Origin of the sequence: Cuneatibacter sp. NSJ-177 (assembly GCF_022867805.1) — a bacterium.
In the GTDB taxonomy this organism is placed as follows: domain Bacteria; phylum Bacillota; class Clostridia; order Lachnospirales; family Lachnospiraceae; genus Pseudolachnospira.
The window spans coordinates 39,419-66,187 of record NZ_JALIFO010000016.1 but is presented as its reverse complement, the minus strand read 5'-3'; the positions used below and the strand labels follow the sequence as shown (position 1 = coordinate 66,187).

Here is a 26,769-nt window from a genome sequence, read left to right as displayed (position 1 = left end):
AGGATATGAAGACAAGTTTTTTTCTGCGCGGCTCCGGAGGCCAGGGCGTGCAGGTAGTCGGCATGATGCTCCTTCATGCCATCAATGAGCAGGATGGCTACGCCAGCTTTTTTCCGGAATACGGCTCCAACAAGCGCGGCGGTTTTTCCCAGTGCGCTGTGATGACAAGTGGGGAGCCGATCTATAGTTTTGCTGCTGCAACCTATGATGCCGAAGTCCTTTTGAACCAGGATTCCTATGACAAATTTGGAGACTCCGTGAAAAAGGGCGGAATCCTGATCTTAAATTCCAGCCTGATTTCCCATCCAAAGGAACATCCGGATATCACCGTCCTTTCCGTGCCCTTTGATGAGCTGGCCCGGCAGGTGGGAGATCGAAAGGTCATGAACACGCTGGTCTTCGGTTTTCTCACCTGCTGCATGGATGTGGCGACGGAAGAGGAGGCCGGGAAGATTGTAGAAAAGATGATGGCGGAAAAACCAGCTTACCTCAAATGGAACCTGACGGCCCTGAAAGCCGGATTTGCCGAGGCTAAAAAGAGAGGATACGGGGAGAGGGGGAAAGAGAATTGAACTGGCGGGAGACTTACGAGAAGAAGAAAACAACCATGGAAGGACTGCTGTCCTACATTCAGGACGGCGACGGCATCGTGGTTCAAAACGGCGACGCCGCTACCTATGAGGTGCTGGACGCCCTCTATGAACACCGGGACGATTTTAAAAATGTGACCGTGTACACAGTGGTCATGTCAAAACCGTTAAAGATTTCCCTGCCGGAGTGCAATGGAAAAGTGAATCAGGTATCCTGTTTCCTTTCCAGGGGGGAGAGGGAGGCCATCGCCCAGGGCTCTCAGGTGGGCGTGCAGCTGGTTCATCTGAACCGGCTGATCGCCTCCCGCCTTCGGGACTGGAAGCCAAACTGCGCGCTGGTGCACGTGTCGCCGCCGGATGAAAATGGATACGTCAGCCTGGGAACCAACGCCACGGGAATCCCGGAGACCAAGCACACCTACGAGCGGATTCTGGCCCATGTGAACCGGAATGTTCCTTATATCCAAGGCCCCTGTTCGATGCTCCACGTGGATGAACTGACGGCTCTTGTGGAGCTGGACGCTACCATGCCGGTAGAAGAAAACCGGCCGCCCACGGAAAAGGATAAGATTGTGGCCGGACATATCATGGAGCGGGTGAAGGATGGAGCCTGTCTGCAGATTGGCACCGGCGGAATTCCCACTGCCGTCGGCATTTATCTGAAGGACAAAAAGCATCTGGGGATTCACACGGAAATGTTTGCGGAGACCATGGTGGATTTGATTCGCTGCGGCGCTGTGGACAATAGCCAGAAAAAGCTGATTCCCGGAAAAAGTGTGTTTGTGTTCAGCGGTCTGACGGAAAAGCACCGTTGGATCTTTCAAAACTGTCCGGAAATCATGGAGACCCGGTCCTTCGAGTGGGTGAACAATCCCTATGTGATCGCGCAAAATGACAATGCCCTGTCCATCAATTCCTGCCTGGCGGTGGACCTGACGGGACAGGTGTGCGCGGAGAGCATCGGAACCAGGCAGTATACGGGAACCGGCGGCCAGCTGGATTTCGTCCGCGGGGCTCAGATGAGCAAGGGAGGCCAGTCCTATATCACCATGTTCTCCACCTATACGGATCATGAGGGAAAAGAGCGGTCCAAGATTGACCTGACGCTGCCCCTTGGCTCCGCCGTCACCACACCGCGTACCGACGTGCAGTATATTGTCACGGAGTACGGAGTAGCGGATCTCCAGGATCAGACCATCGAAAACCGGGCCAAGCGGCTGATTGCCATCGCCCATCCGGATTTCCGGGATGAGCTGACCTTCAAGGCGAAAAAGGCAGGATGGATGTATTGATGTTACGGTTCCCCATACAGCGGAAGGGGGACCGGAAAGGAGAAAAAATGTCAGTTGAATCATTAATCGGATATGGGATCCATACGAAGCCCACTTATATCTTTGGTAGGTCCATTGAGCAGACCCAAAAAGAGAGCGGTACAGGAGACATCCTGGCCCTGGGATCCAATGAGAATGCTTACGGCCCTTCCCCTAAGGCGGTGGAGGCCATTGTGGAGGCGGCGGTTCAGGCCCACCGCTACCCGGACCCGGTGAATTTGAAGCTGAAACAGAAGCTGGCGGACCGGTACGGCTTTACTATCGAGGAGGTGGCCATCGCCAACGGTTCCGCCGACATCATGGGCGTGATTTCCCGCATTTTTGTGTGTCCGGGGGATGAGGTTGTGGTTGCCAATCCTACATTTTCCGAATACCGGGATAAGGCGGTCTTCAACCAGGGGACGCCTGTGGTGGTGGACCTCCCGGAGGATACCTATGAGTTGGATTTGGATCGGATGTACGAGGCGGTCACGGACCGGACGAAGCTGGTATGGGTCTGCAATCCCAACAATCCCACCGGGGTCCCGGTGAACGGAGACGAACTGGAGGCATTCATCCGCCGGCTGCCGGAACATGTGGTGGCGATTGTGGATGAAGCTTACATAGAATTTGCAGACGATCCCTCGGTCCGCACCATGCTTCCCCTGGTGAGAGATCACAATCTGATTATTCTGAGAACCTTTTCCAAGATCTATGGACTGGGAGCCATGCGGGTCGGTTACTCCATCGCCCGCCGGGAGATCTCTGACTGCATCAATTCCACTGTCACATCCTTTGCGGTGGCGACGCCAGCCGTCGAAGCAGCCTGCGCCGCTTTTGACGACCAGGAATATTTGCAGATGGTGAGAGATGGCATTTCAGAGGGACGCCGCTATCTCCGCCGGGAATTTGAGGCTCTGGGCTGGAAGGTCTACCCATCCCAGACCAATTTCCTTTTTGTGGACGCCCACATGCCTTCCGCTGAGCTGGCTGACCGGCTGGCCGCCCAGGGCATCGTCATCCGCGGAAATTTCCGATATCCCCGCATCACTGTCGGCACGAAGGAAGACAACAGGCGGCTGGCGGAGGCTTGCCGGAAAATTGCAGAAGAGGAGAAATAGCAGAAGGAATAGAAGACGGTGAAGGTTGTTTTTAAAAAAGGCACGCAGGGGTTCTGAGAAGGGATCCCGCGTGCCTTTTCATGTGGAGTGCCAATCACTGCAATATCCGGGTGATATCCTGCAAGAGAATCTTCTTTGCCTTCTCGGCATCCCGTTCCAGCAGAGCGGCTACGATTTCCTCATGTTCCGAATCACTGTAATTTTGCGCACTGGCCTTGGATTCGTAATCGCGGAGGGTCAGCCGCTGACTGACGGCCGAGGGGCGGATCAGCATGAACAGCAGATTCTCCAGCATCTGATAGAGATGATCATTTCCGGTCAGCCGGGCCATGTTCAGATGGAAGGCCAGACTCCGCTTGATAAGTGTTCCGGGAAAATTCTCTTTGTGTTTCATGTAGTCCAGCAATCCCCGGATTTCCTCATCCGAAGCATTTTCAGCGATCCGGTCAATGATTCCACATTCCAGGATACACCGGCATTCCACCATTTCTTTGATTTCCTTCTCATTGTTGCAGCGGATGGTATACCCCTTTTTCGGATACTTTTTCAAATATCCCTCATGGACCAGCCGGGTGGCGGCGTCCCGCACAGGAGTTCTGCTGGCGCCATATCGATCCACCAGTGTCTGTTCGATAATCAGCTCGTTCAGTGGATATTTATCGTCCATTAAATCCTGTTTGAATTTCTGATAAACTTGTTCCGTCAGGTCGCTCATAATCGATCCCTTTCTGTGTAGGATGAGGTTTTTGTCATAGGCTTCCACTGTAATCGATACATAAAAATATTTTTACATGTGTTTATTATAGCGGAGAAAACTGGTTCATGCAAGCGGTTTCCTCCGCCCTTTCGGGGGCTTGGCCGGGTGCGGCTTGGGTTTATAGATGATGTGGTTCACATGGTAGACCGTGACAAAGGCATCCGGGTCCGCCTGCGACAGATAATTCATCAGCTGGTGATATTCGGACTTGTCCACGATGGCCACGATCTCTTGCTGAATCCGGCGATCGTAAGCACCGATGGCCTCATAGACCGTGGCTCCGCTGTGCAGCCGGTTCAGAATAAAATTCAGGATCTCCTCCTGTTTCCGGGAAAGAATGCACACCCGCCTCTTGATGGTGGAACCAAAGATAAAATAGTCCAGCACGATTCCGTTCAGGTAAGTGCCCAGGATACTGAGCACCACGGTTTTCGAGTCATAGACCAAAGCCGAAGAAACGGCGATGCACATTCCGGCTATGGAGATGGAACGGCCGATGTCCATGTGGAGGTACCGGTTCATTAGTTTCCCTACGATATCCAGTCCACCGGAGGAAGCGTTGGAGGCAAAGAGGATGGACTGCCCCAGACTGACCACGAATAGATAGCAGATCATATCGGTGAAAGCGTCCTTCGTCAGGGAAGGGTTCCCCGGAAAGAGAAGCTCCAGCAGACTTAGCATGGCGGGCAGGAGCAGGGAGGTGTAGACCGTTTTCACACCAAATTCCCTGCCCACCAGGAGAAAGCCCAAAACCAAAAGGCTGGCGTTGACGATCATGGCAATGGCGGACACCTTGAGGGGAAGGAAGTTTTGAAGGACAATCGATAGTCCGGCCACGCTCCCCAAAGACATGTGGCTTGGCATCATGAAAAAATAGACGGCCACGGCGATGATGGCAGTTCCCAAGGTGATGATGAAAAACTCCTTGCAGGTTTTCCAGGCGTTCATATCGCGTTCCTTTCTATTCCATGTATTTCCCCTCCCATTTTCAGGCGGGGCGGGAGAGGATCCGGCCGCTTCGGACATGGGTGTGGACTTGATGGTCCACGGCGATTTTCCCGTTGACGATGACGTAATCAAGTCCCGCGGGCTTCTGGCGAGGGTCGATCTCCCCGTAGCAAGGATCCAGCCGTTCCGGGTCCAACATGACCAGATCGGCGCAAAAGCCAGGCTTTAAAAGGCCGCGGTCTCTAAGCCCAAGCAGAGCGGCGGCATTTCCGGTCAGTTTCCGAATGGTCTGTTCCATCGGAAGGTCCTGGCTCCTTTTTAGAAAGTGGACAATGCCTCCGTAGGCTTCCGGCGTGCTGCGGAAAGCGGGAAGGTCCTTGGGGCGTCCTTCATAGTCGTAGGGAAACGCGCAGTTGTCCGTTCCAATGACCGCATCCTCCCGGCGCCAGAATAATTCACTGCCGGGCGCCTGCTCAAAGGCGCGAAGGGGGCGGATGCAGGTATCCATATCTTTCATGATAATTTGCAGTACCTGCTCCTCCGGAGAGCACCCGGAGTCCTCGGCCAGGTTCTCCACCGTCTTTCCCAGCGCCTGCGGATTCTGGCATCGGGTGATGGGACGGTCCTTGGGGAACCGGGGAAAGAGGATATGATTTCCCTGGCGAATCTGCCCGGCCAGAAAAGACCGGTAGGAGGGCTCCGTCAGCTTTTCCCGGAAACGGCTTTTTCCGCCGCACTCCATGATGTAATAGGTCAAAAAGCTGCACAGCTCCGGAAAATAGTAGATGGAGGAGGCATCCGGATGGAGCGCGTCCCAGGTAACACGGACTCCCTGATTTCGGTACTCGTCCAGCACCTCCAAGGTTCGGCGGGCGCTTTCATCCTGGAGAGACTGATCCAAAAGAGGGGCGCGGAAACCGGGCTGAATATGGCTGATGTGGACCCGGACGCCGGTCTTTTGTCCAAGCGCAAGGAACTCCCGGATGCCATCGATCCCCTGCCAGTCAGGACAGCCGGATTTTCCGTTTCTCGTGTGGGCACTGACAATGCCGTCGTATTGCTTGACTAAGGCAGCCAGGCGAAGAAGCTCTTCCTCACCGGCATACATGTCGGGCGTGTAGTCATAGCCGATGGAAAGTCCGAAGGCACCGGCCTCCATGGCCTCCTGAACCAGCTCTTCCATGCGAAGAATTTCCTGCCTGTCGGCGGGGCGGTTACAGGTAAGCCCCAGCGTCTGCTGGCGGATCTGCTGGAGGCCGACCTCCATGGCCAGATTGACGCCCACTCCCATCCGGGTCAGCTTTTCCTGATAACTGCGGAAGGTAGTCCAGTCCATCTCCACGCCGAACCGCTTTCGGTAGGCGGGGCGGAGCTTTTCCGTCTCACAGGCCGGCGTCATGCCGGGATAGGAGGAGACGGAGGCAAAGGGCAGAATATCGTCCATGGCAAAAAGGTCGTCGTTCTGGCTCTTCCAGTACGGCCCCACCGGCGCCATTCCCATGCCGCAATGTCCGCAGAAAACCGTGGTGATGCCCTGTCCTAGGAGGCTCTCGGCATCGGGATATTGGACGATGCTCAGGTCGGCGTGGGAGTGCATGTCGATGAAGCCGGGAGTGACGCACCGCCCGGCAGCGTCGATGGTCCGTCTCGCTGGACTGGGAAGGGAGGGGCCGATCTGCGAAATGATTCCGCCGGTTACACCAATGTCGCCGGGGAAGGGAGGTTTTCCGCTCCCATCGTAGATGCGTGCGTTTTGAATCAAAAGATCAAACATAGGAGGTCTCCTTCTAATCATAGGCTTTGTAGTGGTTTGCTTTTCTTAGAGATCGCATGTTCCACGGGCTTCAGCCGCAGAGATCCACAATGACCTGGGCAAAAATCATTGCGCTGACCACCAATTCTTCCACCACGGCAAATTCGTCGGCTCCGTGCATCCGGTTGTCCGTGCCCGGAAAAGAGCAGCCGAAGGCGACGCCGTTTTTGAAACCGTGTACATAGCTTCCGCCGCCGATTGCCATGGGTTTATTATCCCGGCCGGTATATTCCCGGTAGCACTTCATCAGCGTCCGGACAAAGGGGGCGTCCTCCGGAATGTGGTGGGCCGGATACTGAAAGGCTCCGGATACAGAAAGGCCGATGGCTTCTAGCTGCCGGAGCAGCACGTCCTGAACCAGCTCTTTGGTGGCGCAGACCGGCGACCGGCAGTCAAAGGAACCGGTCAAACAGTCGGGTTCATAGTGCAAAACATTGCAGCAGAGGGTCAGATCCCCGGAGATGGGATCTGACATGGCGACATGGGCTGCCACTCCCTTCCAGTCGCCGTGAGGGAATAGGCTCTGGATGGCGCAAAGGGTCCGAAATCCCATGGAATCGGCGGCGGGAAGCCGGGAGATTAACTCTAAGAGGGCCGTCAGAGCATTGATTCCGTCCGTGGGGAGGGAGGAGTGGGAGCTCCTGCCTGTGACCGTCACGGTCAGGAATCCGTTCCCCTTTCCTGTGCCGCCCGGCGCATCCGCGTCCTTTACCTGAAAAGAAGCCCCGGTTTTTTCAGCCGTCCGCTTTGCAAGCCATAAAACCTCCTCTCTTGGAAATCCTTCCAGAAGAGCACTCGCTGAATCCGGAATGATGTTGCCGCGAAGGCCTGCGTCCAGTTTTCGCACCCGCGGCAAAGCGGCTCCTTCTTCCAGTTTTCCCGTAAAGCAGCCTTGGAGGCCGCCTTTTTCCACATTGATCACGGGGAAAGAGGCGTCCGGGGTGAAGGTCATGGGAGCTTCCGCCTCCTGCTGATAGTAATGTCGGATGTCCTCGCAGCCGCTTTCCTCATCGGTGCCCAGAATCAGTCTTACGTTCTTTTTCAGGGGGATTTTCAGATCTTTTATTGCTTTCATGGCATGAAGGGCCGCCACAGCCGGGCCTTTATCATCGGAGGCTCCGCGTCCGTACAACCTGCCGTCTATCACGACAGGCTGATAGGGAGTTGTTTTCGTCCAATCCTCCCCGGCGGGAACCACGTCCAGGTGGGCCAGGATATCCAACTGTTTTTCCTTATCATTGAAATCAACGGCTCCGGCGTAATTGTCATAATTTTTTGTCTGAAACCCCATTTCCGCAGCTATGTCCAGTGCCTCGGCCAGCGCTTCGGCAGGGCCGGGGCCGAAGGGTTTTCCGGAAAGGGCGGGACCTTTGACGCTTTTAACGCGGATCAGGCGGCACGCATCCTGAATCAAATCTTCCTGGCGAGTTTGAAAATAGGCTTGGATTTCCTTCTTATACATTAAGATACCTCCTGATGGATCCGATGGGAACTGCATCTTTCAGGAAAGACAAAAAACACCGGTGGGCTTCATATAGATCCGCCTTGCTGATCAGCTCCCAGGGAGCGTGCATGCTGAGGACCGGAATTCCGCAGTCGATCACCTGCATACCATAACGGGAAAAATACATGGCGATGGTGCCGCCGCCACCGGCGTCCACCCGTCCCAGTTCCGTGAATTGATAGCTTACATCCGCCTGATCCAGGATACGCCGAAGTTGTGCGATCAGCTCCGGTTCGGCGTCGTTGGCGCCGGATTTGCCGCGGGATCCGGTATATTTGCAAAATGCGACTCCACGGCCTAAATAAGCAGCCGTTCGTTTTTCGTATACGTCGGCATACAAAGGGTCATAGGCAGCCGTCACGTCGGCGCTGAGCATCACGCTGTTGCGCAGGCAGAAAAGCAGATTCCACTCGGAGAACTCTCCGGCGGATTTTAATAGCTCCGCCACCGCCAATGGGAAAAAATTTGATTGTGCGCCGGAAGCTCCAACGCTTCCGATTTCTTCCTTATCGCTGAGAAAACAGCAGGAGGTGCGGCGAGGGCTTTCCGTCTGGAATAAGGCGTGAAGGGAAGTATAGGCGCAGGAGCGGTCATCGTGTCCATAGGCGAGCAGCATGCTGCGGTCGAACCCGGCTTCCCGGCTGCGGCCGGCCGGAACCACTTCCAGTTCGGCCGAGAGAAAATCATCTGCTTCCATGCCGTAAGTATCCTTGAGGATCCGCATGATCGCCGCGCATACTACGTCCTTCTCACAATCGGATACAGGAATCGTTCCGGCCAATAGATCCAGGGCTTCCCCCTCCACCACTACGTCTGCTTTTTTCTCCGCCTGCTTGGCGGCCAGATGCGGCAGCAGATCGGTGATCGTGAATACGGGATCCGAATCCTCTTCCCCGACAGATAAAGAAAAAGAGGTTCCGTCTTTTTTTATCACAACGCCGTGCAGGGCCATGGGAATCGCGGTCCACTGGTATTTTTTGATTCCTCCATAGTAATGCAAATCGAGATAGGCCAGACCGCCGTCCTCGTACAGCGGATTTCCCTTTACATCCAGCCGGGGCGAATCCACATGAGCTCCGAGAATATTGAGCCCTTGGGCCAGAGGCTCTGTTCCCAAATGGAAAAAAGCAGCGGTTTTTCCCATGTATTGGACATAAACCCGATCCCCGGGTCCTGCGCCGGGACCCAGTGGACGGAAACCGGCCTCTTCCGCCAATCGGATTGACTCTGCGATACATTCCCGTTCGGTCTTTCCGGCATCCAGATAACGGCGGTAGGATTCGCTAAGCTGCTCCAATTCCTGCCAATTCTTTTCTTGATATGTATGCCAGGCCGTTGTTTTCTGGTTCATTTTATCTCCTTATGTCATAATATATTTATTAATGTATACAAGAATGAATTGATTATACCACGAGGACCCGGAGGTTGCAAGAGAAAAAATTCAAAAAAAATACTTGTAAATAGAAAAAAAGTATGATATGCTTTCCTTAAGCACGTATACATTAAAGTATTCATGATATATGTGCTTAATTTTACCGAAATTAATGTATACATAGATAAATGTGATAACAAATACTAAAAACCAAAAGCACAACCAAAAGCAAAAGACTGAGGGAAGAAAGAGGTGATTTTATGAGAAGTCCGCCGGGATCTTTCAGGTGTTTCAGAGAGGGAGATTGAGAAGGTCTTTGGCAGACGGCATCGATGTACATAGAAAGAGATCAGGAGAGTTGACGCGCATCCTGCCGTCCAGTAGACTGGAGATATACGAAAAATGATACCGGATAGCCCTGCAAAATAAAGAAAGGAAGAGCGTATGCACGCCTCCTTTAGGCGTCGCATAGAAAAGAAAAATATGAGCGATCACGTACTAACAAAGATAAGAGATATAAAGATTCCGATGTGGGTGAAGATCTGTTTTTCGATGAACGGATTTGCCCGTATGATGTCCAGCACGTTTCTCACGGTCTATGGGGTCTATTACTATACCGATCTGATGGGGATTGACGGGAAAATTGTCAGCGCGATCTTTCTGATTTCAAAGATCTGGGATATCGTTAACGACCCTATGATGGGCGCCATGGTGGACCGGACCGAATCAAAAGAAGGAAAGTGCCGGTTCTGGCTGAAATATTTTTCCGTGCCCAGCGGCCTGCTGCTGGCTTTGATGTTTTGTGTGCCAAACATCAGTTCTGCCGGACAGATCTTTTGGATTGCCGTCACCTATATCGGATACGCCATGGGCTGCACGGCCAACAACATTCCCGCCAATGCGCTGTTGGGCCGGATTACCAGCAATAAAGTGGAGAGAAGTAAAATCAACCAGCTGAACACCATCTTTTCCGTGGCCGGTTCTTACCTTGCCATGGCGGTTTCTCTTCCGCTGGCCAACCTTCTGGGCGCCAACAATGTACGGATCGGCCTGTCCTATGTGGCCATCATCTATGGCGTGCTGTACGCCGTCATGTTCCTGACCGCTTATGCGGTAACCAAGGGCTATGAGCCTTTGGAGCATCTGGAGGTAGAGGAAAAGGGGACAAATCAAGTTCAGGAGCACAAGAAGAAAAAAACACCGATCCTTACCGTGGTTCGCGCGGCGATCAGCAACAAGGTTTGGCTCCTCTGCGTGGTGATGTATGCCACTTACGCCATCGGCGAATCCATTATGCAGTCCTCCATGGTACAGTATTATATGTATAATCTGAGGGATGTGAATCTGGTCTCTCTTTACTCTACGATTACGACGCCGGCATCTGTGGTGGGCGTCCTGCTGCTTCCGCTTTTTATCAAAAAACTGGGCAACGGCGGAACCGCCATGCTGGGCTGCATTCTTTCTTCCTGCGGCTATCTGGCACGTTTTATCTTTGCGGACCAGTTCCGGGCTTTGATGATTGCCAGCTGGGGAATCTCCAGTTTCGGCGGCGGTTTGATCGGTGCGACGGTTCTGCTTTGTATGTTTGATTCCCGCGTGTACGGAAAATGGAAAACCGGCGTGGACAACGATGCGATTTTGATGTCTGGGTTCACCACAGCAGCCAAGCTTGGAATCGCAGCCGGCGGTCCTGTTGCCGCTTTCCTGCTCAGCATGGTGAATTATGTGCCCCAGGCCCAGAGTCAGAGCGCGTCCGTGATGACCCTGTTCCGCATGGAAAACTCTCTGATTCCCTGTATCTGTCTGATCATCGGAGCGATTTCCGCCTACGTGGTATGGCGGTATGAAAAGAAGCTCCCTCAGATGCAGGCGGAAATCGATGCCAGGGAGGCGTCTGTTGGAAACTGATTGATAACGCAGTACAATTCCCCAGGTATTTGGGGCGGGAAGGAGGCAGGATAACATGAAGAAACCGACGATCTTGGTGACTGGCTTTCAGCCGTTTTTAGGGCAGGAGAAAAATTCTTCGGGGGAGGCAGTTCGTCTTTTGCCGAAGGAAGTCTCCGGCTGCCGGATCGAGACGAGGATTCTTCCGGTAAAGTGGTTCGGCTGTGTCGATGAGCTGGAAAAGGCGCTTGCGGAGACAAAGCCGGACGTGTGGCTGGGAACGGGGCAGGGCTATCCGGTTCCCCCGCTGTTGATCGAGCGGGTGGGTCTCAATTTGGCCTCCGGTCCGGACGGGGATTTTGAGGTGGACTTGCGGGAGCAGCCGATCTTTGCCGGAGGTCCCGCGGCTTATTTCAGCAGCTTTCCCTACGAGGCCGTGCATCAACGCCTGAAAAAAGAAGGGATTCCGGTCCGCTACAGCTTCAGCGCGGGACAAAATCAGTGTAATTGTGTCCTGTACGCTGCCCTGCATTTTGCAGCCACCCGGTATCCGGGTCTTCAGGCGGGGTTCCTTCATCTTCCCATGGTTCCGGACGGGACCAGGGAAAATACGATGACCCCTCAGGAGTGTGCCCGTGCGCTGGTCTTCTGCCTGGAGGAGATTGGAAGGACGCTGACACTGCCGGTGAGAAGCCTGGACGAGTACCGGGAATCTCTGTGATAAAAGGGCGATCGCTGCTTGCGCAGACATCACCCTATATGAGAAGAAAAGAAGGCTCACAGGAGCCGGATCAGAGATCTTTAGACGCCGGGCGGGTTTGGGAAAACTGTCCGGCGTCTGTCATAACGAAATAAAATTTTAGAGGGAGAGGAAGAAGAGCGATGTTTCAGGTTGATCTCAATAGTGATCTGGGAGAGAGCTTCGGCGCTTACCAGATCGGGATGGATGCCGATGTGATTGCAAAGATTACCTCAGCCAACGTGGCTTGTGGATATCATGCCGGGAGCCCCGACGTGATGGAGAGAACCATCCGTCTGGCAAAGAAGGAAGGGGCAGCCGTCGGTGCTCATCCGGGATTTCCGGATTTAATGGGATTCGGACGTCGGAATCTGAATGTGTCTTTGGACGAGGCCAGGCAGTATGTGATTTATCAGATCGGAGCCCTTACGGCTATGGCGAAAGCCAATGGCGTGCCTTTGCAGCATGTGAAACCCCATGGAGCTCTTTACAACATGGCAGTTCAGGACATGAGGCTGGCGGAAGCCATCGCCGAAGGGGTCGCCTCTGTGAACCCGTCTTTGATCCTGCTGGGTCTTTCCGGCAGCTGCCTGGTGAAAGCCGGCAGAAAAGCCGGGCTGAGGGTGGCGGCTGAAATTCCCATTGACCGTGGTTTTCTGGACGACGGCACGCTGGCGCCCCGCAGCCGGGAAGGCGCGGTTCTTGAGGAACAAGAGGAGGTCATTGACCGGGCGGTCCGGTTGATTCAGACCGGAAAGCTGTCCGCCCTTTCCGGCAAAGAATTGGAGTTTTCCGTGGATTCTCTCTGTGTCCATGGAGATAACCCTTCCGCTGTGGCATTGGTAAGAGCGCTTCGCAGAGCCTTTAAGGAGCAAAAAATCCAGGTAAAAAAATTGTCGGAGATTGTGGAGGCATAGATGGAAAGAAGGATAGAATATCGGATCGCCGGGGACTGCGCGTTGACAGTTGTGTTCGGCGATTGCATCAGCGAGGCGGTCAATCAAAAGGTGCGGGCTCTTTCGGAATTGCTCCGTGCGGAGCCGATCGAAGGTGTGTCGGAACTTGTCCCAGCCTATTGCTCCCTGACAGTTCATTACCGGCCGAACCGAATCGGATATTCAAAGCTGCTGGACCAATTGAGGCAGCGGATGGGGCGGCTGGAAATACGAAAGGAAAGACGGCGGCAGATCGTGGAGCTTCCTGTGCTGTATGGAGGAACCGCAGGGCCGGATTTGGAATACGTGGCCCGTTACCATCATCTGACCGTGGAGGAGGCAATCCGTCTGCATACCGGAAGCGATTACCGGATCTATATGATGGGATTTACACCGGGAAGCGCCTACCTCGGAGGTCTCGCGAAAGAACTGCATACGCCTCGTCTGGACACTCCCCGTGTGGAAATTCCGGCTGGTTCCGTCAGTATTGCCGGCAACCAGGCCTTTCTCTACGCCATCCGCTCCCCCGGAGGGCATCGGCTTGTGGGGAGAACGCCGGTCCGCCTCTTCGCGCCGGAGCGGGAACAGCCGTTTTTGCTGATGGCCGGACAAGTTGTCCGCTTTGCGGTCATCGACGCGGAGACTTACCGAGAGATTGAAGAGGAGGAGAGAAACGGTAGATATCACTGCCGGACATGGGAGGAAGTGTTCTGATGGGAATTCATATTTTGGAACCAGGGGCGCTCACCACGGTGCAGGACGGAGGGCGTACCGGCTATCAGGCATTCGGTGTGCCGGTGTCCGGCGTGACGGATCCCCGTTCTGCGGCGTGCGCCAATCTTCTTTTAGGGAACGAGGAGGGGGAAGCAGTGCTGGAGATGACTCTCCTCGGTCCGAAAATTTTATTCGGCCTTCCCAATGTGATTGCCATTGCCGGGGGCGATTTTTTCCCGACTCTGGACGGAAAACCTGTTCCCAGATATCAGGCGGTGGCGGTCCGGGCCGGGCAGGTTTTGCATTTTGCCATGGCAGCGAGCGGATGCCGCGCCTATTTGGCCTTTGCCGGAGGACTTCGGGTTCCGCTGGTGATGGGAAGCCGTTCCACCTATCTGCGCGGAGGGATCGGCGGCTGGTATGGGAGAGCGCTGCAAAAACATGACGAAATCCTTTTCCGTCATCCTCTGCCGGTCCTGCCGGACATGGAACAGAGAAGGCTGACGCCTGAGCACTTTTTAAAGGAGAGTACGGTGCGCGTGGTGCTGGGGCCTCAGGCGGATCGGTTTACCAAAAGGGGAATCCAGACATTCCTGAGTGAGTGCTATACCGTGGCGCCGGACTCGGACCGCATGGGATGCCGTCTTAGGGGGCCGGTGATTGAAGCGGTGGGGGACTCCAATATTCTTTCCGACGGCATCAGCTTCGGCGCCATCCAGGTTCCAGCGAATGGTCAGCCCATCGTACTGCTGTCCGACCGGCAGACCACGGGAGGGTATCCCAAGATCGCCAATGTCATTACCGCGGATCTTCCTCTTATCGCTCAGAAAAAGGCGGGGGATGCGGTTCGTTTTCAGGCGGTGTCCGTCGAGGAAGCGCAGGAATGTTACCGGAAGGAGCGGGAATGGTATCGGAGCCTGCGAGTATCGCATCAGATCTGACCGTACTGTCAACCGGCCGGAGGAGACGTGGCAGACGCAAAAACCATACCTTGCATCTTTCCCATGCGTATGTTATACTAAAACAGATTTCATGTGGAAAAGTTTCCGGCCGCCGGCTGTGACTATGAGTGGAAGACTGTAAGTTTGAATCGATCAATACCACAGCTTGGCAGTTCCGATCTCCGGATTGTCAGACGACCAAAGAAAAATGAGGCACTCCGAACCAGGAATGGGAGGAGTGCCTTTGTTGTCCTGCTGCGCTCTGCCCCTGTTGGTGCAACATCATCAAATCTTAAGGAAATTATCGAAATATTCATAGAAGTTTGTCTCGAAAATTTTCCGTGGCTGTGATATACTAAAATAGACTAGTGCTATTTTCCCAAAAACTCTGCCCGGCGCCTCATCGGTGAAGTGAAATAAGACCAAGGCCGCAGGGGAGCGCTTTGTTTCCTGTATGCGCGGCGGACCGTCCGCCGGCAGAGAGGAAAATGCGGCGGATGGGAGTAGAAAGGCGATCAGCAAAAGACCAAAAGCAGCGGAGCTATGTTTCATGTAGCAAAGCGAAAGGAATGATTTCATAGGAGCCCGAAAATGGTAAACGAAGAAAAAGTCAAATTGATGACGGAAACAGCGCTGACCCAGAAAAGGGAAAAGAGAGATACCTTCCTGGCCGTTTGTTTTTATGGAGATGATTATGTCAGCTTCCAGACGATCAAGGCGGTCATTGGAGTGACATTCTCTTATGCCCTGGTGCTGGCACTTTGGGCGCTGGGGCGTCTCGATACCTTGATGATGGATTACTCGATTCCGGCGCTGTTTGCCCTGGCGAAGAGTTTTCTGATCTTGTATTTAATGCTGCTCCTTTTGACCGTGTTTTTGAGTGTGCTGGTGTACACCTCACGGTATTGGAAGGCGCGGGAAAACGTGAAGGCTTATCAGTCCAATCTGAAAAAGCTGTATCGGATGTACCGGAAAGAGGAGAAGGAGCGAAAGGAATAAGCGATGGATAAAGTTTTAGTAATCAGGCAGCGCCTGAAAGAGTTTTACGGACGGTTTGATCTTTATATCCTGCCGGTCCTGAAATTTGTAACGATGCTGTCGATCCTTTTGGTAATGAACAGCATGATCGGCTATCGGGAGTTCCTGACGAAATGGATGATCGTCGTGCTGGTGCCGCTGATCTGTTGTCTTCTGCCCTGGGGGGCCATGACCTTTGCGTCGGCGGCGTTTCTTCTGGGGCATTTGTCTGCGCTCTCCTGGGAGGCCACGGTGCTGGCGTGTGCATTTTTGTTCTTGGCCGCGATGGTGCACTATCTGTTTCTGCCGGGCTACAGCCTGGTCATTGCGCTGATCCCGGTGGCCTTTGTACTGAAAATCCCGTATGTGGTACCGCTGATCCTCGGCCTGATCGGTGGGGCGACCTCATTCATTCCGGCGGGATTCGGTGTATTTGCTTATTATTTCTTGACTTGTATTCAGAAAAATGCCGGTTTCCTGGCAGATTCTACGGTCAGCGCAGATTCCCTGCAGCGTTTTACGCAGGTGATGACTGCCCTGAAAGATAATTCCTTGATGTTTTTGACAGCGGCGGCCTTCTGTATTATGACACTGCTCGTCTACGGAATCCGGAAGCTGTCAGCGGACTATGCGCCTTATATCGCCCTTGCTGTGGGCGGGATCGCCAATATTTTGATCTTTTTGGCCGGGGGCTTTATGCTGAATGTCAGCATCCCCTATGTGAATGTATTCGTAGGCAGTCTGGTATCCATTATTTTCGCTTTTTTGGTTTTATTTTGGGTTGTGACCGTAGATTACAGCCGGACGGAATATATTCAATATGAGGACGACGAGTACGTCTATTATGTGAAGGCCATCCCGAAGATCACGGTGACGCGGCCGGATGTCAAAGTGCAGGAAATTAATCCGAGAGTGGAGGATGATTCCAATCAGGAGATCCAGGAGGCTTTGGAAATGCTGGATTCCATGGAAAAAGAAGAAGAATAAGCTTTTGTGTGGCTTGGGAGACGAAAAATGGCGAGAATTACAGGCTTTCTGAACAAGCTTCAGTGGCTGACAGTTGGACCGACCGATATTTTAGAGATACTCATCATTGCATTCGTACTGTATCATTTGCTGGTCTGGGTGAAAAATACCAGAACCTGGTTTTTGCTGCGGGGCGTCATTGTGATTTTGGGTTTTTTCGGCGTGGCCGCATTTCTTCAGCTCAATACAATTCTCTACATTGCACAGAAATCCCTGAGCGTGATTGTACTGGCCGTGGTGGTCGTGTTCCAGCAGGAACTGCGGCGCGCCCTGGAACAGCTGGGAAAAAATAATGTGCTGATTAACTTCTTCTCCCCTGTGGAGGACGAGAGCCGGGGATTTGACGAAAAGACGGTGGAGGAACTGGTGAAGGCTTCTTTTGCCCTGGGAAAGGCCCGGACGGGGGCTTTGATGGTGATCGCCCGTGCAATCCCTCTGACGGAATATGAGAAGACCGGGATCGAGGTCGACGCCGTGGTCACCAGTCAGCTTTTGATCAATATTTTTGAACACAATACACCGCTCCATGACGGCGCGGTGATCATCAAAGGAAACCGGGTGGTTTCCGCCACCTGCTATCTGCCGCTTTCCAGCAATTCGTCCATCAGCAAGGACCTGGGAACCAGGCATCGGGCGGCTCTGGGAGTCAGCGAGAATACGGACAGCGTCACGATTGTTGTATCGGAGGAGAGCGGGAATGTATCTCTGGCGGTCGGAGGCGACCTCAAGCTCCACTTGACGCCGGAACAGCTGATGGAGGCGCTGGATGCAATTCGGGAGAAAAAGGCGGCGGGTTCGAAACGCGGATGGATCTTGAAGAAAGGACGCCGGCAGAATGAAAATAAAGAAATGGATCACGAATAACTGGCAGATCAAGCTGATTTCCGTTCTTCTTGCTGCGATCATCTGGGTGGTAGTGGTCAATGTGGACGATCCGGTCCAGACGGTGACCATTCCCAATATTTCGATTGAAATAGCAAATGACGATTTGTTTCGGGAGCAGGGAAAGACTTATACAGTGATAGGATCTCTAAAAATGTCGGTCCGGGTGACTCAGAGGCGGTCGGTGACTTCCCGGCTAAGCGCTTCGGACTTCAAGGCGGTGGCGGATTTCAGCGATATCTATCAGGAAGGCCAGGTGCCGGTTAAGGTAACCTGCCCCAGCGGGAAAGTGTCCAGCACTGATTATATCCAGATGACTCAAAGCTTGGAGATTCAGGCGGAAGAGCTGAAAACCGTTACGCAGAAGGTGACGGTGCAGACCAACGGAGAACCGGCGGAAGGCTATATGGTCGGGGAGACAAGCGTGTCACCCAATGAGATTACGATCACGGCGCCGGCAAGCTTTGCCAATAAGATTCGAAAAGCCGTGGTGAATGTGGATGTATCCGGCATCTCAGAGGAGGTCAACAGCCGGTCAAGCATCCAGTTGTTGGATGCCTACGGCGATGTGATGGCGACTGGTGATCTGGCGGAGGAAGATTTCCATATCAGCTCGGAAGAGGCGGATGCCAAGGTGGAAATCCTGAACATTAAATCCGTACCGATCAATGTCTCGGTCGGCGGAATCGATCAGGTGGCGTCCGGTTACCGGTACACCGGCTATGAGGTGAATCCGGAGAAGGCGGCGATTTCAGGACTGAAATCGGTCCTTGGCAAGGTGACGATTGAAATCCCGGCGGATATCGCCGATGTGGCAGGGGCCAGGGGTGATGTGACGAAAACGGTATTCATAAAGGATTACCTGCCGGAAGGCGTATCCTTGGTGGACGGGGAAAAAGATGAGATTACCATTACGCTGAAGGTGGAGCCGCTGCAGGAGCGTGAATTCCAGATCAATGTTTCCGATCTACAGCTTGAAAACGTTGGGGCCGGTCTGACCGTAGAGTTTGTCGGGCAGGAAGTTACCGTTAAGGTAAGAGGCTTGGAGGAGGACTTGAAGAAGCTGGAAGCGGAAGGCCTGACAGGACATGTGGACCTGGACGGCGTGGAAGCTGGGATCCATCCGGTGCAGGTGGATGTCGGCCTGCCGGATGCCTTCGAACTGGTGGAGAAGCCGACCGTGACGGTCCGTTTGGTGGAGCCAGCCACGGAACCGGTCAGCGGGGAAACATCGGAAAGCAGTTCAGAACCGGAGAATGATGGGGGGAATGAGCCCCAGTAGAATAGGGAGGACGCATGCGGCGGGGAACCGCCGCGGCGGAGAAGATATGGTATCAGGAAAAGTAAAAGTGATGGCGTCCATGGGCCTTCATCTCAGGCCTGCAGGCACCTTGTGTAAGCAGGCCACCCAATACCAGTGTAAAATCGAACTGGTGACGGAGCGCTCAAGGGCAAACGCGAAGAGCGTGCTCAGCGTGCTGGGAGCCTGCGTCAAGTCGGGAGAAGAGATTGAATTGGTCTGCGATGGACCGGATGAACAGCAGGCCTTGGAAGAATTGACGGATTTAATTAATCATCGGTTGGAAGAGGAGAGATTATGTTGAATTATCAGAGATATCGGAGAGTCCCGGTTGTAACTTATCCGGAACGGAAGTGGCCGAACAAAGAGATTGAGAAAGCGCCGGTATGGTGCAGCGTGGACCTGAGGGATGGAAACCAGGCTCTGATCGAGCCTATGGTGGTTTCGGAGAAAGTGGAGATGTTCCGGCTTCTGGTGAAGCTGGGCTTTAAGGAAATTGAAGTGGGATTTCCGTCTTCGTCTCAGCTGGAATACGATTTTCTGCGCCAGTTGGTGGACCGGAAGATGATTCCGGACGACGTGACCGTCCAGGTGCTCTGCCAGTGCCGGGAGCATTTGATCGAGCGCACCTTTGAAGCGCTTCGCGGCGTACCACGCGCCATTGTACATATTTACAATTCCACCTCCACCTTGCAGCGGGATGTGGTGTTTGAAAAATCCAAAGAAGAGATCAAGCAGATCGCTGTGGACGGCACTAGGATGGTTAAAGAGCGAGCGAAAGATTTCCCCGGAGAGATCATTCTGGAGTATTCCCCGGAAAGCTTTACCGGCACGGAGCTACCGTATGCCCTGGAAGTCTGTACGGCGGTACAGGAAGCATGGCAGCCCACGGAGCGGAATAAGATTATCCTGAACCTGCCGGCCACAGTGGAGATGAACACTCCGAACGTGTATGCCGATCAGATTGAGTGGATGAGCACTCATTTGCAGGACAGGGATAAAATTATATTAAGCGTGCATCCTCATAATGACAGAGGAACCGGTGTTGCGGCCACGGAGCTGGCTCTTCTGGCCGGAGCGGACCGTGTGGAGGGCACGCTGTTTGGAAACGGCGAGCGGACGGGAAATGTGGATATCCTGACGGTTGCCTACAATTTGTTCTCTCAGGGCATCAATCCGGAACTGGATCTGGAAGATATCAAGGAAATCATTGATGTATATGAGCGCTGCAGCAAGATGAAAGTTCATGAGCGCCATCCCTATGCCGGCAAGCTGGTGTTTACGGCATTTTCTGGGTCTCATCAGGATGCTATCAATAAAGGGACCAGAGCGATGGCTGAGCGTCAGAACCCGTACTGGGAAGTCCCCTACCTGCCCATCGATCCCACAGATGTGGGCCGTGTCTACGAACCGATCGTCCGGATCAACAGCCAGTCCGGCAAGGGCGGCGTAGCCTATGTGATGGAGACCTGCTTTGGCTTTAAGATGCCCAAGGGAATGCACCGGGAGTTTGCCGATGTCATTCAGGTTTTGGCTGAAAAACAGGGAGAAGTTACCCCAGAGCAGATCTATCAGCATTTTGAAAAAGAATACTTGGGTCTGACCGAGCCTTTCGAGCTGGTGCGCTATGAAGTATCGGATGTGGATCAGGATACCAGAGCGCGGGTAATCTTTAAATACGTAGGCCAGCTTTTTGATGCGGAATGTATCGGTAACGGCCCGATCGACGCGGTAAAGGCTGCAATCTTGTCCCAGGTGAACCTGAGCGCAAAAGTTTTGGATTACGACGAGCATGCCCTGACGCAGGGCTCCAAGTCCAAGGCGGCCGCCTATATTCATATGGTGGATCTGGACACCGGACGGACCACGTATGGCGTTGGTATCAGCTCCAATATTACCAGAGCGTCGATCCGAGGAATTTTCAGCGCCCTGAACCGGCTGTTTGGCTAAGGAGGAATTATGAGGGCAGTTGTACAGCGGGTCAGCCATGCCGCAGTTCGCGTGGAAAACGCGGTGATCGGCTCGATCGAGGGTGGTTTTTTGGTACTGCTTGGGATCGGGGAGGAGGATACCCGCGAGGATGTGGACCGCATTGTCAAAAAGCTGGCGGGGCTCAGGATTTTTGCCGACCAGGAAGGAAAGACGAACTTATCCCTGAAAGATGTGGGAGGCGAGCTCCTTGTTATTTCCCAATTTACCCTGTATGCCGATTGCCGGAAAGGAAACCGGCCGAGCTTTGTCCATGCGGCTAAACCGGAGATGGCGGAGGCGCTATATGAGTATTTTGTGGAAGTTTGCCGGAGCTATATCCCCAAGGTGGAAACCGGCGCATTTGGAGCTCATATGGAAGTGGATCTCGTCAACGATGGACCGTTTACCATTCTATTGGAGTGATTTATGACAAGAGAAGAATTCATCGATACTTTAGGGGCCAGCCTGCAAGGCCAGGTGCCTGCCGGTACAATCTCCTCGAATCTGCGCTACTACCGGGATTATATTTCGGAGGAGATGGCAAAGGGGCGTTCAGAGGCAGAAGTTCTGGACGGCCTGGGAGATCCGCGTCTGATTGCGAGGACCATCATCAATGCAGCGGAGGCGGGAGAGGGCCAGCAGGAAAATTCCTATGAGCAGAACCCTTACCGGCAAGATACAGGTGATTCTTGGGCGCCAAAAAAAAGTTTTTCTGTCAGTTCCTGGAAATTGATCTTGATTTTGGTATTGATTGTTGTTCTGATTGTGATTTTAGTCTCAGGAATGATTTCTTTGGTCGTCCGGATTCTGCTGTCGCCGGTCTTTTGGGCCGCTGTTTTGATTTACCTTGGAATTCGATTCTTTTTGAGCCGCAGATAAATCGTCTGTGAATAATTTTACCTCCGCTTGGGATAATAAAAGCGTAACCCAATAAAGGATATCAGGAGGTAGAAAAATGGATAACAGAGAGAGAAACAAATCCGAGAATAGAAGCCAGAACCGCAACGAGCAGAATCGTTCTCAGAACTGTGACAACCGCAGCGAAAACAGAAGCTCTAACCGCAATGAGCAGAACCGTTCTCAGAACTGCGACAACCGCAATGAGCAGAACCGCAGCGAAAACCGTTCTCAGAACAGCGAGAACCGTAGCTCCAACCGTAACGAGCAGAATCGCAGCCAAAACCGTTCTCAGAACAGCGAGAACAGAAGCTCCAACCGCAACGAGCAGAACCGCAGCCGCAACGAGTTCGATTTCTAAATCACTTTACAAAAGGGCGTTTTCCAAATGACGGCGGCTTAGAACAGATCACAGAATAGAAGCTGCTGGAGAATGCGCAAAAACCCGGTGGAAAAGTATGTTGCTTTTCTTCCGGGTTTTTGATTTGTGAAGTAAAAAAGATAATGTATCGGTTTGGCAGATTGGCCCGCTGTCCGGTTCTTTTGGAATCTTGCTGCCGGTTTGAGCTTGCATTATCAGAGGATGTATGATATAATTCCAGTAATTGAACCGACGGTTTAATTATTGCGAGGAGGCTTTATGGGGCGGAGAATCAAAGAGCCGGGACAGGTTCACCGGGAAAAGATCGCATCGGCAGCGGAGCGTCTCTTTTTTTGCCACGGGATAGAATCGACATCGATGAACCATATTGCAGATGCGGCGGGTTACAGCAAGGCTACGCTGTACGTTTACTTTGCCAATAAGGAGGATATCATAGGATTTCTTGTGCTGAAAAGCATGAAGACCCTCCTCTCTTTTCTTCAGGAAGCGGTGGCTGGTTCCGGATCATCGAAGGAAAAATACAACCGGATCTGTCTGGCCTTGATCAACTATCAGGAGCAGTATCCGCTTTATTTTCATTTGGCATTGGGGGAAATCAATGTAGACTTTGAAAGGGAGGACTATTTGCCGGTTGAGAAAGAGATTTATGAAGTAGGGGAACAGATCAATGCAGAGATCGGAACATTTCTCCGCACTGGTATCTGTAATGGAGATTTTAAGCCGGATATCCCGGTCGAACAAACCGCCTTCCTGTTCTGGGCTGCGCTGGCAGGCGTAATCCAAATGGCCGAAAATAAGCGAATCTATCTGAAAAAAGCAATGAACCTCTCAAAGCAGCAATTTACCCGGTATGGGGTTGATCTGTTTTATAAGCTAATCGCAGAGGAGGAGTAGGAATGAAGAAAAAGCTGCTTGCCATACTGGGAAGCTCCCATGAAAATGGTGCAACTGCCTCGATGTTACAATGCGTGCTGAAATCCGCCGAAGCGGACGGATGGGAAACTTCCATCCTTGTCCTCAACCAAAAACAGATTGCATTTTGTAAAGGCTGCCGGACCTGCATCCGGACAGGTAAATGTGTCATAGACGATGACATTCAGGAAATCGCGGGCCTTCTGAAAAGCTGTGACCGTGTGGTTTTGGCGGCGCCTACCTATTGGGCCAATGTCCCGGCTGTTGTGAAAAATATGTTTGACCGTCTGCTGGGAACGGCTATGGAGGAAACGGCCACGTTTCCACGCGCACGTCTTTCCTCCAAACAGGAGTATCTGCTTTTAACGGCCTGTCACACCCCATTCCCTTTTTCTTGGCTTTGCGGGCAGAGTAAGGGCGCGCTGCGCGCAATGAACGAATTTTTCAAAACTTCCGGTATGAGGCGCATGGGGGCGGTGACATTTCCAAGCGCAAAAGGCTCTGAACTGCCTCCCAAGGTGGCGAGAAAAATACAACGCCTGTGGCGTTAGGAAGGAAAAAAGAGAGGAGATAAAATTGGCGGCAGATTTGTTTGTTACGGGCAAAGATTTTAAGGAGGGCGGCTGGATTCCCGACCGTTACAGTGGATATGGGGATGACATCTCCCCCGAATTGAGAATAGAAGGAATCGATGAAAACGCCGTTTCCATGGTAATTACCCTGGACGATATGGATCATCCCTTGTTTCCCGGCTTTAATCACTGGATTGCTTGGAATTTACCGCCTGTGCCGGTCATTCCGGAAGCGCTTCCCAAAGGAGCGGTGGTTGAACAGCCCATTCACATGGAACAGGGGATCGCCTATGGAAGGCATTGCTATCGCGGCCCGAAACCTCCCTTTCACTGGAATCACAAGTATTGTTTTACTGTTTATGTGCTAGACGTCATACTGTCGGTAGATGCCAATTCGGGCAAACAGGCGGTGCGAAAAGCAATGGAGAACCATGTGATTCAGAAAGGCACTTTGACGGCGCAGTATCAGAGACAGCATCCGTAGAATTGCATCCGGCGGGTCAGGCACAAAGGCATCCGGCGCTCATATAGTATTTTATAGCAAGATTGGGAGGTCCCCATGGTTGACACGTTATCCGTTCGTGATCTGCGGAGGATGACCTTTCACCGGCGCCGCCGGCTGCTGGACTTGCGTGACCCGGAGGATTTCGCCGCCGGACATTATCCGGGGGCGGAGAATTACCCCTATGAGGACATGGAGGCCTGGAAACAGCGGCTTCCGCGGGATGCGGAGTATATTTTACTCTGTGAGCACGGGAGCACAGCGCTGCGGGCGGCCGCCGAACTGGAACGGCTCGGATATCAGGCGGCTGCCGTAGTGGGAGGCTATTCGTATTTACAGTTTTGATTCAGCGGGAACCGGTTGACAGAAACCGGTTCCTGTTTTAGTATTAATAAATAGCGGACAAGGTTCGCGGTGAGGAGAACATGCTTGATATATGAATGGATTGCCCCCTGCCATTTTGGGCTGGAGGCCGTATGTAAAAAAGAAATCATGGATCTGGGATATGAGATTGTTCAGGTGGAGGACGGCCGCGTTACATTCCGGGGTGGACCGGAGGCCGCCTGCCGGGCCAATCTGTTTTTGCGGACCGCCGAGAGGGTTTTGCTGAAAGTGGGATCTTTTAAGGCGGTTACTTTTGAGGAATTATTTGAAATGACCAAAGCCTTGCCATGGGAAGAATGGATTCCCGCGGACGGGAAATTCTGGGTGGCCAAGGCGACTTCGATCAAAAGTACCCTGTTCAGCGCATCCGACATCCAGTCGATTATGAAAAAGGCAATGGTGGAGCGCCTGAAAAGCCGGTATCATCTGACCTGGTTCCCGGAAACCGGGGCGAGCTATCCGCTCCGGGCGTTTTTCCTGAGAGACGTAGTGACAATCGGGATCGATACCAGCGGGGATTCTCTGCACAAGCGGGGATATCGGAAACTGGTAAGCAAGGCCCCGATCACGGAGACTTTGGCAGCGGCCCTGATCTTGTTGACTCCCTGGAAGGGAGATCGGATTTTTGTGGATCCTTTCTGCGGAAGTGGTACTTTTCCGATAGAGGCGGCGATGATGGCGGCGCATATGGCGCCTGGCATGAACCGGAGTTTCCTGGCGGAAAGCTGGGAAAACCTGCTGCCGCGCAAACTTTGGTACGAAGCGGCCGATGAAGCGGCCGACCTGGTGATCACGCCGGAAGGAACCGACATCCAGGGATACGATATCGACGGCGATGTGGTGAAAGCCGCGCGGGAAAATGCCAAAGAGGCTGGTGTGGATCATTTGATTCATTTCCAGCAGAGGCCGGTCAGCGCCCTGAGTCATCCGAAGAAATACGGCTTTCTGTTTATGAATCCGCCTTACGGGGAGCGTTTGGAGGAGAAAGCCGCGCTGCCGGAACTGTACCGGGAAATTGGGGAGCGGTTTGCGGCGCTGGATTCCTGGTCCGCCTATATGATCACATCGTTTGAGGATGCGGAAAAATATATGGGCCGGAAAGCAGATAAAAACCGAAAGATTTATAGCGGGATGATGAAGGCGTATTTTTACCAGTTCCAGGGCCCGAAGCCGCCGAGGAGAAAAAATGGAGAATAAGATAATTTTCGCTACCGGAAATGAGGGAAAGATGAGAGAGGTCCGGGAAATTCTCTCGGATCTTGGCATGGAGATTTTATCCATGAAGGAAGCCGGCGTTTCCATGGATATCGTGGAAGACGGGACTACTTTTGAGGAAAACGCCCGGATCAAAGCCAGGGCGGTCCAGAAAGCCACGAGGGCTCTGGTCTTGGCGGATGATTCCGGATTGGCGGTGGATTATTTAAACGGAGAGCCAGGTGTTTACTCGGCGCGCTATATGGGGGAAGACACTTCTTATGTGATAAAGAATAAGTCTATTATCGACCGTCTGAAGGGGATCGAAGGGAGCGCCCGCAGCGCCCGGTTTTGCTGCGCAATCGCTGCCGTGTTTCCCGATGGAAGCGAGGCCGTGACAGAGGGGATTATTGAGGGAGTGATCGCAGAGTCGCCCAGCGGCGAGGGCGGATTTGGCTATGATCCCATTTTTTACTTGCCGGAGCGCGGCATGACAACGGCGGAACTTTCCGCTGAGGAGAAGAATGCGGTCAGCCACCGTGGAAATGCACTGCGGAAAATGAAACCATTGATCAAGGATTGGCTGGGGAGGCAAGGACTATGAAGGTATTACTCGTCAGTGATACACACCGGCATTTGAATCATTTTGTGACTGTGCTGGAGCGGGTCAGCCCGGTGGACCGGATTTTGCATCTGGGAGACGCAGAAGGGGAAGAAGAAGTTATCCGAAGTCTGGCCGGCACTACTCCGGTGGATTTTGTCGCGGGAAACAATGATTTCTTTTCCCATGAGGACAAGGAAAAGGAGATCATGCTGGGCAATTACCGCGTGCTGATGACCCATGGGCATTTGTACGGAGTTTCCACCGGGATCAGCCGCCTGGCATCCGAAGGGGAAGCAAGGGGCGCGCAGGTGGTGCTCTATGGACATACCCACCGTCCGGCCATTGATCGCTGGGGAAATTTGACTTTGATGAACCCCGGCAGCCTGTCCTATCCGCGTCAGCAGGGGAGGAAACCATCCTTCGGAATTCTTGAAATTGACCGGGAAGAAAAAATTCATTTTACGATAAATTTTTTGGATTAAATGCTTGACAGAT

At 53.1% G+C, this 26,769-nt stretch carries 29 protein-coding genes; 24 read left to right on the top strand and 5 right to left on the bottom strand.

What is annotated here, in order from left to right; genetic code table 11:
• Positions 1 to 5: 5 nt before the first annotated feature.
• The 3 genes from MUB23_RS19250 to hisC are packed head-to-tail and all read left to right on the top strand — an operon-like array spanning position 6 to position 3,021.
• Complete coding sequence (locus MUB23_RS19250) at positions 6 to 572, top strand: 2-oxoacid:acceptor oxidoreductase family protein (RefSeq protein WP_244802376.1); 567 nt, start codon at positions 6 to 8, stop codon at positions 570 to 572.
• The gene (locus MUB23_RS19245) at positions 569 to 1,882 is read left to right on the top strand and encodes an acetyl-CoA hydrolase/transferase family protein (protein WP_244802375.1); all 1,314 of its coding nucleotides are present in this window, start codon (positions 569 to 571) and stop codon (positions 1,880 to 1,882) included. The genes MUB23_RS19250 and MUB23_RS19245 overlap by 4 nt, the downstream gene beginning before the upstream one ends.
• Positions 1,883 to 1,929: 47 nt before the next feature.
• On the top strand, positions 1,930 to 3,021 hold the full coding sequence (gene hisC / locus MUB23_RS19240) for a histidinol-phosphate transaminase (protein WP_244802374.1): 1,092 nt from the start codon (positions 1,930 to 1,932) through the stop codon (positions 3,019 to 3,021).
• Positions 3,022 to 3,115: 94 nt separating this feature from the next.
• Here hisC and MUB23_RS19235 read toward each other — a convergent pair whose 3' ends face one another.
• The 5 genes from MUB23_RS19235 to MUB23_RS19215 form a co-directional block, all read right to left on the bottom strand.
• Positions 3,116 to 3,736, bottom strand: coding sequence for a GntR family transcriptional regulator (locus tag MUB23_RS19235; RefSeq protein WP_244802373.1), 621 nt, complete (start codon positions 3,734 to 3,736; stop codon positions 3,116 to 3,118).
• A gap of 105 nt (positions 3,737 to 3,841) precedes the next feature.
• Positions 3,842 to 4,726: a YitT family protein gene (locus tag MUB23_RS19230; protein ID WP_244802372.1), complete on the bottom strand. Its 885-nt coding sequence runs from the start codon at positions 4,724 to 4,726 to the stop codon at positions 3,842 to 3,844.
• Positions 4,727 to 4,766: 40 nt separating this feature from the next.
• Positions 4,767 to 6,500, bottom strand: a complete 1,734-nt coding sequence (locus MUB23_RS19225) for an N-acyl-D-amino-acid deacylase family protein (protein ID WP_244802371.1) — start codon at positions 6,498 to 6,500, stop codon at positions 4,767 to 4,769.
• Between the two features lie 70 nt (positions 6,501 to 6,570).
• A complete protein-coding gene (locus tag MUB23_RS19220; protein ID WP_244802370.1) occupies positions 6,571 to 8,001 on the bottom strand; it encodes a Sapep family Mn(2+)-dependent dipeptidase in 1,431 nt (476 codons plus the stop codon).
• Positions 7,994 to 9,394, bottom strand: coding sequence for an aminopeptidase (locus tag MUB23_RS19215; protein ID WP_244802369.1), 1,401 nt, complete (start codon positions 9,392 to 9,394; stop codon positions 7,994 to 7,996). The genes MUB23_RS19220 and MUB23_RS19215 overlap by 8 nt, the downstream gene beginning before the upstream one ends.
• 504 nt (positions 9,395 to 9,898) lie before the next feature.
• On the opposite strand from MUB23_RS19215, the gene MUB23_RS19210 reads away from it, so the two are divergent.
• The 21 genes from MUB23_RS19210 (at position 9,899) to MUB23_RS19110 (ending at position 26,756) form a co-directional block, all read left to right on the top strand.
• On the top strand, positions 9,899 to 11,323 hold the full coding sequence (locus tag MUB23_RS19210) for an MFS transporter (protein WP_244802368.1): 1,425 nt from the start codon (positions 9,899 to 9,901) through the stop codon (positions 11,321 to 11,323).
• A 55-nt stretch (positions 11,324 to 11,378) separates the two neighbouring features.
• Positions 11,379 to 12,023, top strand: coding sequence for a pyroglutamyl-peptidase I family protein (locus MUB23_RS19205; RefSeq protein WP_244802367.1), 645 nt, complete (start codon positions 11,379 to 11,381; stop codon positions 12,021 to 12,023).
• Positions 12,024 to 12,184: 161 nt separating this feature from the next.
• Complete coding sequence (locus MUB23_RS19200) at positions 12,185 to 12,958, top strand: LamB/YcsF family protein (protein ID WP_244802366.1); 774 nt, start codon at positions 12,185 to 12,187, stop codon at positions 12,956 to 12,958.
• Positions 12,959 to 13,690, top strand: a complete 732-nt coding sequence (pxpB, locus tag MUB23_RS19195; RefSeq protein WP_244802365.1) for a 5-oxoprolinase subunit PxpB — start codon at positions 12,959 to 12,961, stop codon at positions 13,688 to 13,690.
• Positions 13,690 to 14,631, top strand: coding sequence for a biotin-dependent carboxyltransferase family protein (locus tag MUB23_RS19190; RefSeq protein ID WP_244802364.1), 942 nt, complete (start codon positions 13,690 to 13,692; stop codon positions 14,629 to 14,631). Before pxpB ends, MUB23_RS19190 begins: the two co-directional genes overlap by 1 nt.
• Positions 14,632 to 15,222: 591 nt before the next feature.
• Positions 15,223 to 15,630 (top strand): hypothetical protein, encoded by a 408-nt coding sequence (locus MUB23_RS19185; RefSeq protein ID WP_244802363.1) that lies wholly within the window; start codon positions 15,223 to 15,225, stop codon positions 15,628 to 15,630.
• Positions 15,631 to 15,633: 3 nt separating this feature from the next.
• Complete coding sequence (locus MUB23_RS19180; protein ID WP_244802362.1) at positions 15,634 to 16,635, top strand: ABC transporter permease; 1,002 nt, start codon at positions 15,634 to 15,636, stop codon at positions 16,633 to 16,635.
• A gap of 27 nt (positions 16,636 to 16,662) precedes the next feature.
• Positions 16,663 to 17,538 (top strand): diadenylate cyclase CdaA, encoded by an 876-nt coding sequence (cdaA, locus tag MUB23_RS19175; RefSeq protein ID WP_244802361.1) that lies wholly within the window; start codon positions 16,663 to 16,665, stop codon positions 17,536 to 17,538.
• A complete protein-coding gene (locus MUB23_RS19170; protein WP_244802360.1) occupies positions 17,510 to 18,838 on the top strand; it encodes a CdaR family protein in 1,329 nt (442 codons plus the stop codon). The genes cdaA and MUB23_RS19170 overlap by 29 nt, the downstream gene beginning before the upstream one ends.
• 46 nt (positions 18,839 to 18,884) lie before the next feature.
• Positions 18,885 to 19,160 (top strand): HPr family phosphocarrier protein, encoded by a 276-nt coding sequence (locus tag MUB23_RS19165; RefSeq protein WP_244802359.1) that lies wholly within the window; start codon positions 18,885 to 18,887, stop codon positions 19,158 to 19,160.
• Entirely contained in the window at positions 19,154 to 20,806 is a 1,653-nt protein-coding gene (gene leuA / locus MUB23_RS19160; protein WP_244802358.1) for a 2-isopropylmalate synthase, read from the top strand. Before MUB23_RS19165 ends, leuA begins: the two co-directional genes overlap by 7 nt.
• A 9-nt stretch (positions 20,807 to 20,815) precedes the next feature.
• A complete protein-coding gene (gene dtd, locus MUB23_RS19155) occupies positions 20,816 to 21,250 on the top strand; it encodes a D-aminoacyl-tRNA deacylase (protein WP_244802357.1) in 435 nt (144 codons plus the stop codon).
• A gap of 3 nt (positions 21,251 to 21,253) precedes the next feature.
• Entirely contained in the window at positions 21,254 to 21,706 is a 453-nt protein-coding gene (locus MUB23_RS19150) for a DUF1700 domain-containing protein (protein ID WP_244802356.1), read from the top strand.
• A 76-nt stretch (positions 21,707 to 21,782) separates the two neighbouring features.
• Positions 21,783 to 22,085 carry a hypothetical protein gene (locus MUB23_RS19145; protein ID WP_244802355.1) on the top strand — a complete coding sequence of 101 codons (303 nt, stop codon included), beginning with the start codon at positions 21,783 to 21,785 and terminating at the stop codon, positions 22,083 to 22,085.
• A gap of 279 nt (positions 22,086 to 22,364) precedes the next feature.
• Positions 22,365 to 23,000 carry a TetR/AcrR family transcriptional regulator gene (locus tag MUB23_RS19140; protein ID WP_244802354.1) on the top strand — a complete coding sequence of 212 codons (636 nt, stop codon included), beginning with the start codon at positions 22,365 to 22,367 and terminating at the stop codon, positions 22,998 to 23,000.
• A 2-nt stretch (positions 23,001 to 23,002) separates the two neighbouring features.
• Positions 23,003 to 23,569, top strand: a complete 567-nt coding sequence (locus tag MUB23_RS19135) for a flavodoxin family protein (RefSeq protein ID WP_244802353.1) — start codon at positions 23,003 to 23,005, stop codon at positions 23,567 to 23,569.
• A 25-nt stretch (positions 23,570 to 23,594) separates the two neighbouring features.
• Complete coding sequence (locus MUB23_RS19130) at positions 23,595 to 24,074, top strand: YbhB/YbcL family Raf kinase inhibitor-like protein (protein WP_244802352.1); 480 nt, start codon at positions 23,595 to 23,597, stop codon at positions 24,072 to 24,074.
• Between the two features lie 75 nt (positions 24,075 to 24,149).
• Entirely contained in the window at positions 24,150 to 24,437 is a 288-nt protein-coding gene (locus MUB23_RS19125; protein WP_244802351.1) for a rhodanese-like domain-containing protein, read from the top strand.
• Between the two features lie 84 nt (positions 24,438 to 24,521).
• Positions 24,522 to 25,673 carry a THUMP domain-containing class I SAM-dependent RNA methyltransferase gene (locus MUB23_RS19120; protein ID WP_280515884.1) on the top strand — a complete coding sequence of 384 codons (1,152 nt, stop codon included), beginning with the start codon at positions 24,522 to 24,524 and terminating at the stop codon, positions 25,671 to 25,673.
• Positions 25,663 to 26,274: an XTP/dITP diphosphatase gene (locus tag MUB23_RS19115; RefSeq protein ID WP_244802349.1), complete on the top strand. Its 612-nt coding sequence runs from the start codon at positions 25,663 to 25,665 to the stop codon at positions 26,272 to 26,274. Before MUB23_RS19120 ends, MUB23_RS19115 begins: the two co-directional genes overlap by 11 nt.
• Entirely contained in the window at positions 26,271 to 26,756 is a 486-nt protein-coding gene (locus MUB23_RS19110; protein WP_244802348.1) for a YfcE family phosphodiesterase, read from the top strand. The genes MUB23_RS19115 and MUB23_RS19110 overlap by 4 nt, the downstream gene beginning before the upstream one ends.
• Positions 26,757 to 26,769: the final 13 nt, after the last annotated feature.

Excerpts from the sequence above, each read along its gene's own strand:
- MUB23_RS19250 (WP_244802376.1), top strand. The coding sequence starts at position 6 with ATGAAGACAAGTTTTTTTCTGCGCGGCTCCGGAGGCCAGGGCGTGCAG.
- hisC (WP_244802374.1), top strand. The coding sequence starts at position 1,930 with ATGTCAGTTGAATCATTAATCGGATATGGGATCCATACGAAGCCCACT.
- MUB23_RS19235 (WP_244802373.1), bottom strand. The coding sequence starts at position 3,736 with ATGAGCGACCTGACGGAACAAGTTTATCAGAAATTCAAACAGGATTTA.
- MUB23_RS19230 (WP_244802372.1), bottom strand. The coding sequence starts at position 4,726 with ATGAACGCCTGGAAAACCTGCAAGGAGTTTTTCATCATCACCTTGGGA.
- MUB23_RS19225 (WP_244802371.1), bottom strand. The coding sequence starts at position 6,500 with ATGTTTGATCTTTTGATTCAAAACGCACGCATCTACGATGGGAGCGGA.
- MUB23_RS19220 (WP_244802370.1), bottom strand. The coding sequence starts at position 8,001 with ATGTATAAGAAGGAAATCCAAGCCTATTTTCAAACTCGCCAGGAAGAT.
- MUB23_RS19215 (WP_244802369.1), bottom strand. The coding sequence starts at position 9,394 with ATGAACCAGAAAACAACGGCCTGGCATACATATCAAGAAAAGAATTGG.
- MUB23_RS19210 (WP_244802368.1), top strand. The coding sequence starts at position 9,899 with ATGAGCGATCACGTACTAACAAAGATAAGAGATATAAAGATTCCGATG.
- MUB23_RS19205 (WP_244802367.1), top strand. The coding sequence starts at position 11,379 with ATGAAGAAACCGACGATCTTGGTGACTGGCTTTCAGCCGTTTTTAGGG.
- MUB23_RS19200 (WP_244802366.1), top strand. The coding sequence starts at position 12,185 with ATGTTTCAGGTTGATCTCAATAGTGATCTGGGAGAGAGCTTCGGCGCT.
- pxpB (WP_244802365.1), top strand. The coding sequence starts at position 12,959 with ATGGAAAGAAGGATAGAATATCGGATCGCCGGGGACTGCGCGTTGACA.
- MUB23_RS19190 (WP_244802364.1), top strand. The coding sequence starts at position 13,690 with ATGGGAATTCATATTTTGGAACCAGGGGCGCTCACCACGGTGCAGGAC.
- MUB23_RS19185 (WP_244802363.1), top strand. The coding sequence starts at position 15,223 with ATGGTAAACGAAGAAAAAGTCAAATTGATGACGGAAACAGCGCTGACC.
- MUB23_RS19180 (WP_244802362.1), top strand. The coding sequence starts at position 15,634 with ATGGATAAAGTTTTAGTAATCAGGCAGCGCCTGAAAGAGTTTTACGGA.
- cdaA (WP_244802361.1), top strand. The coding sequence starts at position 16,663 with ATGGCGAGAATTACAGGCTTTCTGAACAAGCTTCAGTGGCTGACAGTT.
- MUB23_RS19170 (WP_244802360.1), top strand. The coding sequence starts at position 17,510 with ATGAAAATAAAGAAATGGATCACGAATAACTGGCAGATCAAGCTGATT.
- MUB23_RS19165 (WP_244802359.1), top strand. The coding sequence starts at position 18,885 with ATGGTATCAGGAAAAGTAAAAGTGATGGCGTCCATGGGCCTTCATCTC.
- leuA (WP_244802358.1), top strand. The coding sequence starts at position 19,154 with ATGTTGAATTATCAGAGATATCGGAGAGTCCCGGTTGTAACTTATCCG.
- dtd (WP_244802357.1), top strand. The coding sequence starts at position 20,816 with ATGAGGGCAGTTGTACAGCGGGTCAGCCATGCCGCAGTTCGCGTGGAA.
- MUB23_RS19150 (WP_244802356.1), top strand. The coding sequence starts at position 21,254 with ATGACAAGAGAAGAATTCATCGATACTTTAGGGGCCAGCCTGCAAGGC.
- MUB23_RS19145 (WP_244802355.1), top strand. The coding sequence starts at position 21,783 with ATGGATAACAGAGAGAGAAACAAATCCGAGAATAGAAGCCAGAACCGC.
- MUB23_RS19140 (WP_244802354.1), top strand. The coding sequence starts at position 22,365 with ATGGGGCGGAGAATCAAAGAGCCGGGACAGGTTCACCGGGAAAAGATC.
- MUB23_RS19135 (WP_244802353.1), top strand. The coding sequence starts at position 23,003 with ATGAAGAAAAAGCTGCTTGCCATACTGGGAAGCTCCCATGAAAATGGT.
- MUB23_RS19125 (WP_244802351.1), top strand. The coding sequence starts at position 24,150 with ATGGTTGACACGTTATCCGTTCGTGATCTGCGGAGGATGACCTTTCAC.
- MUB23_RS19115 (WP_244802349.1), top strand. The coding sequence starts at position 25,663 with ATGGAGAATAAGATAATTTTCGCTACCGGAAATGAGGGAAAGATGAGA.
- MUB23_RS19110 (WP_244802348.1), top strand. The coding sequence starts at position 26,271 with ATGAAGGTATTACTCGTCAGTGATACACACCGGCATTTGAATCATTTT.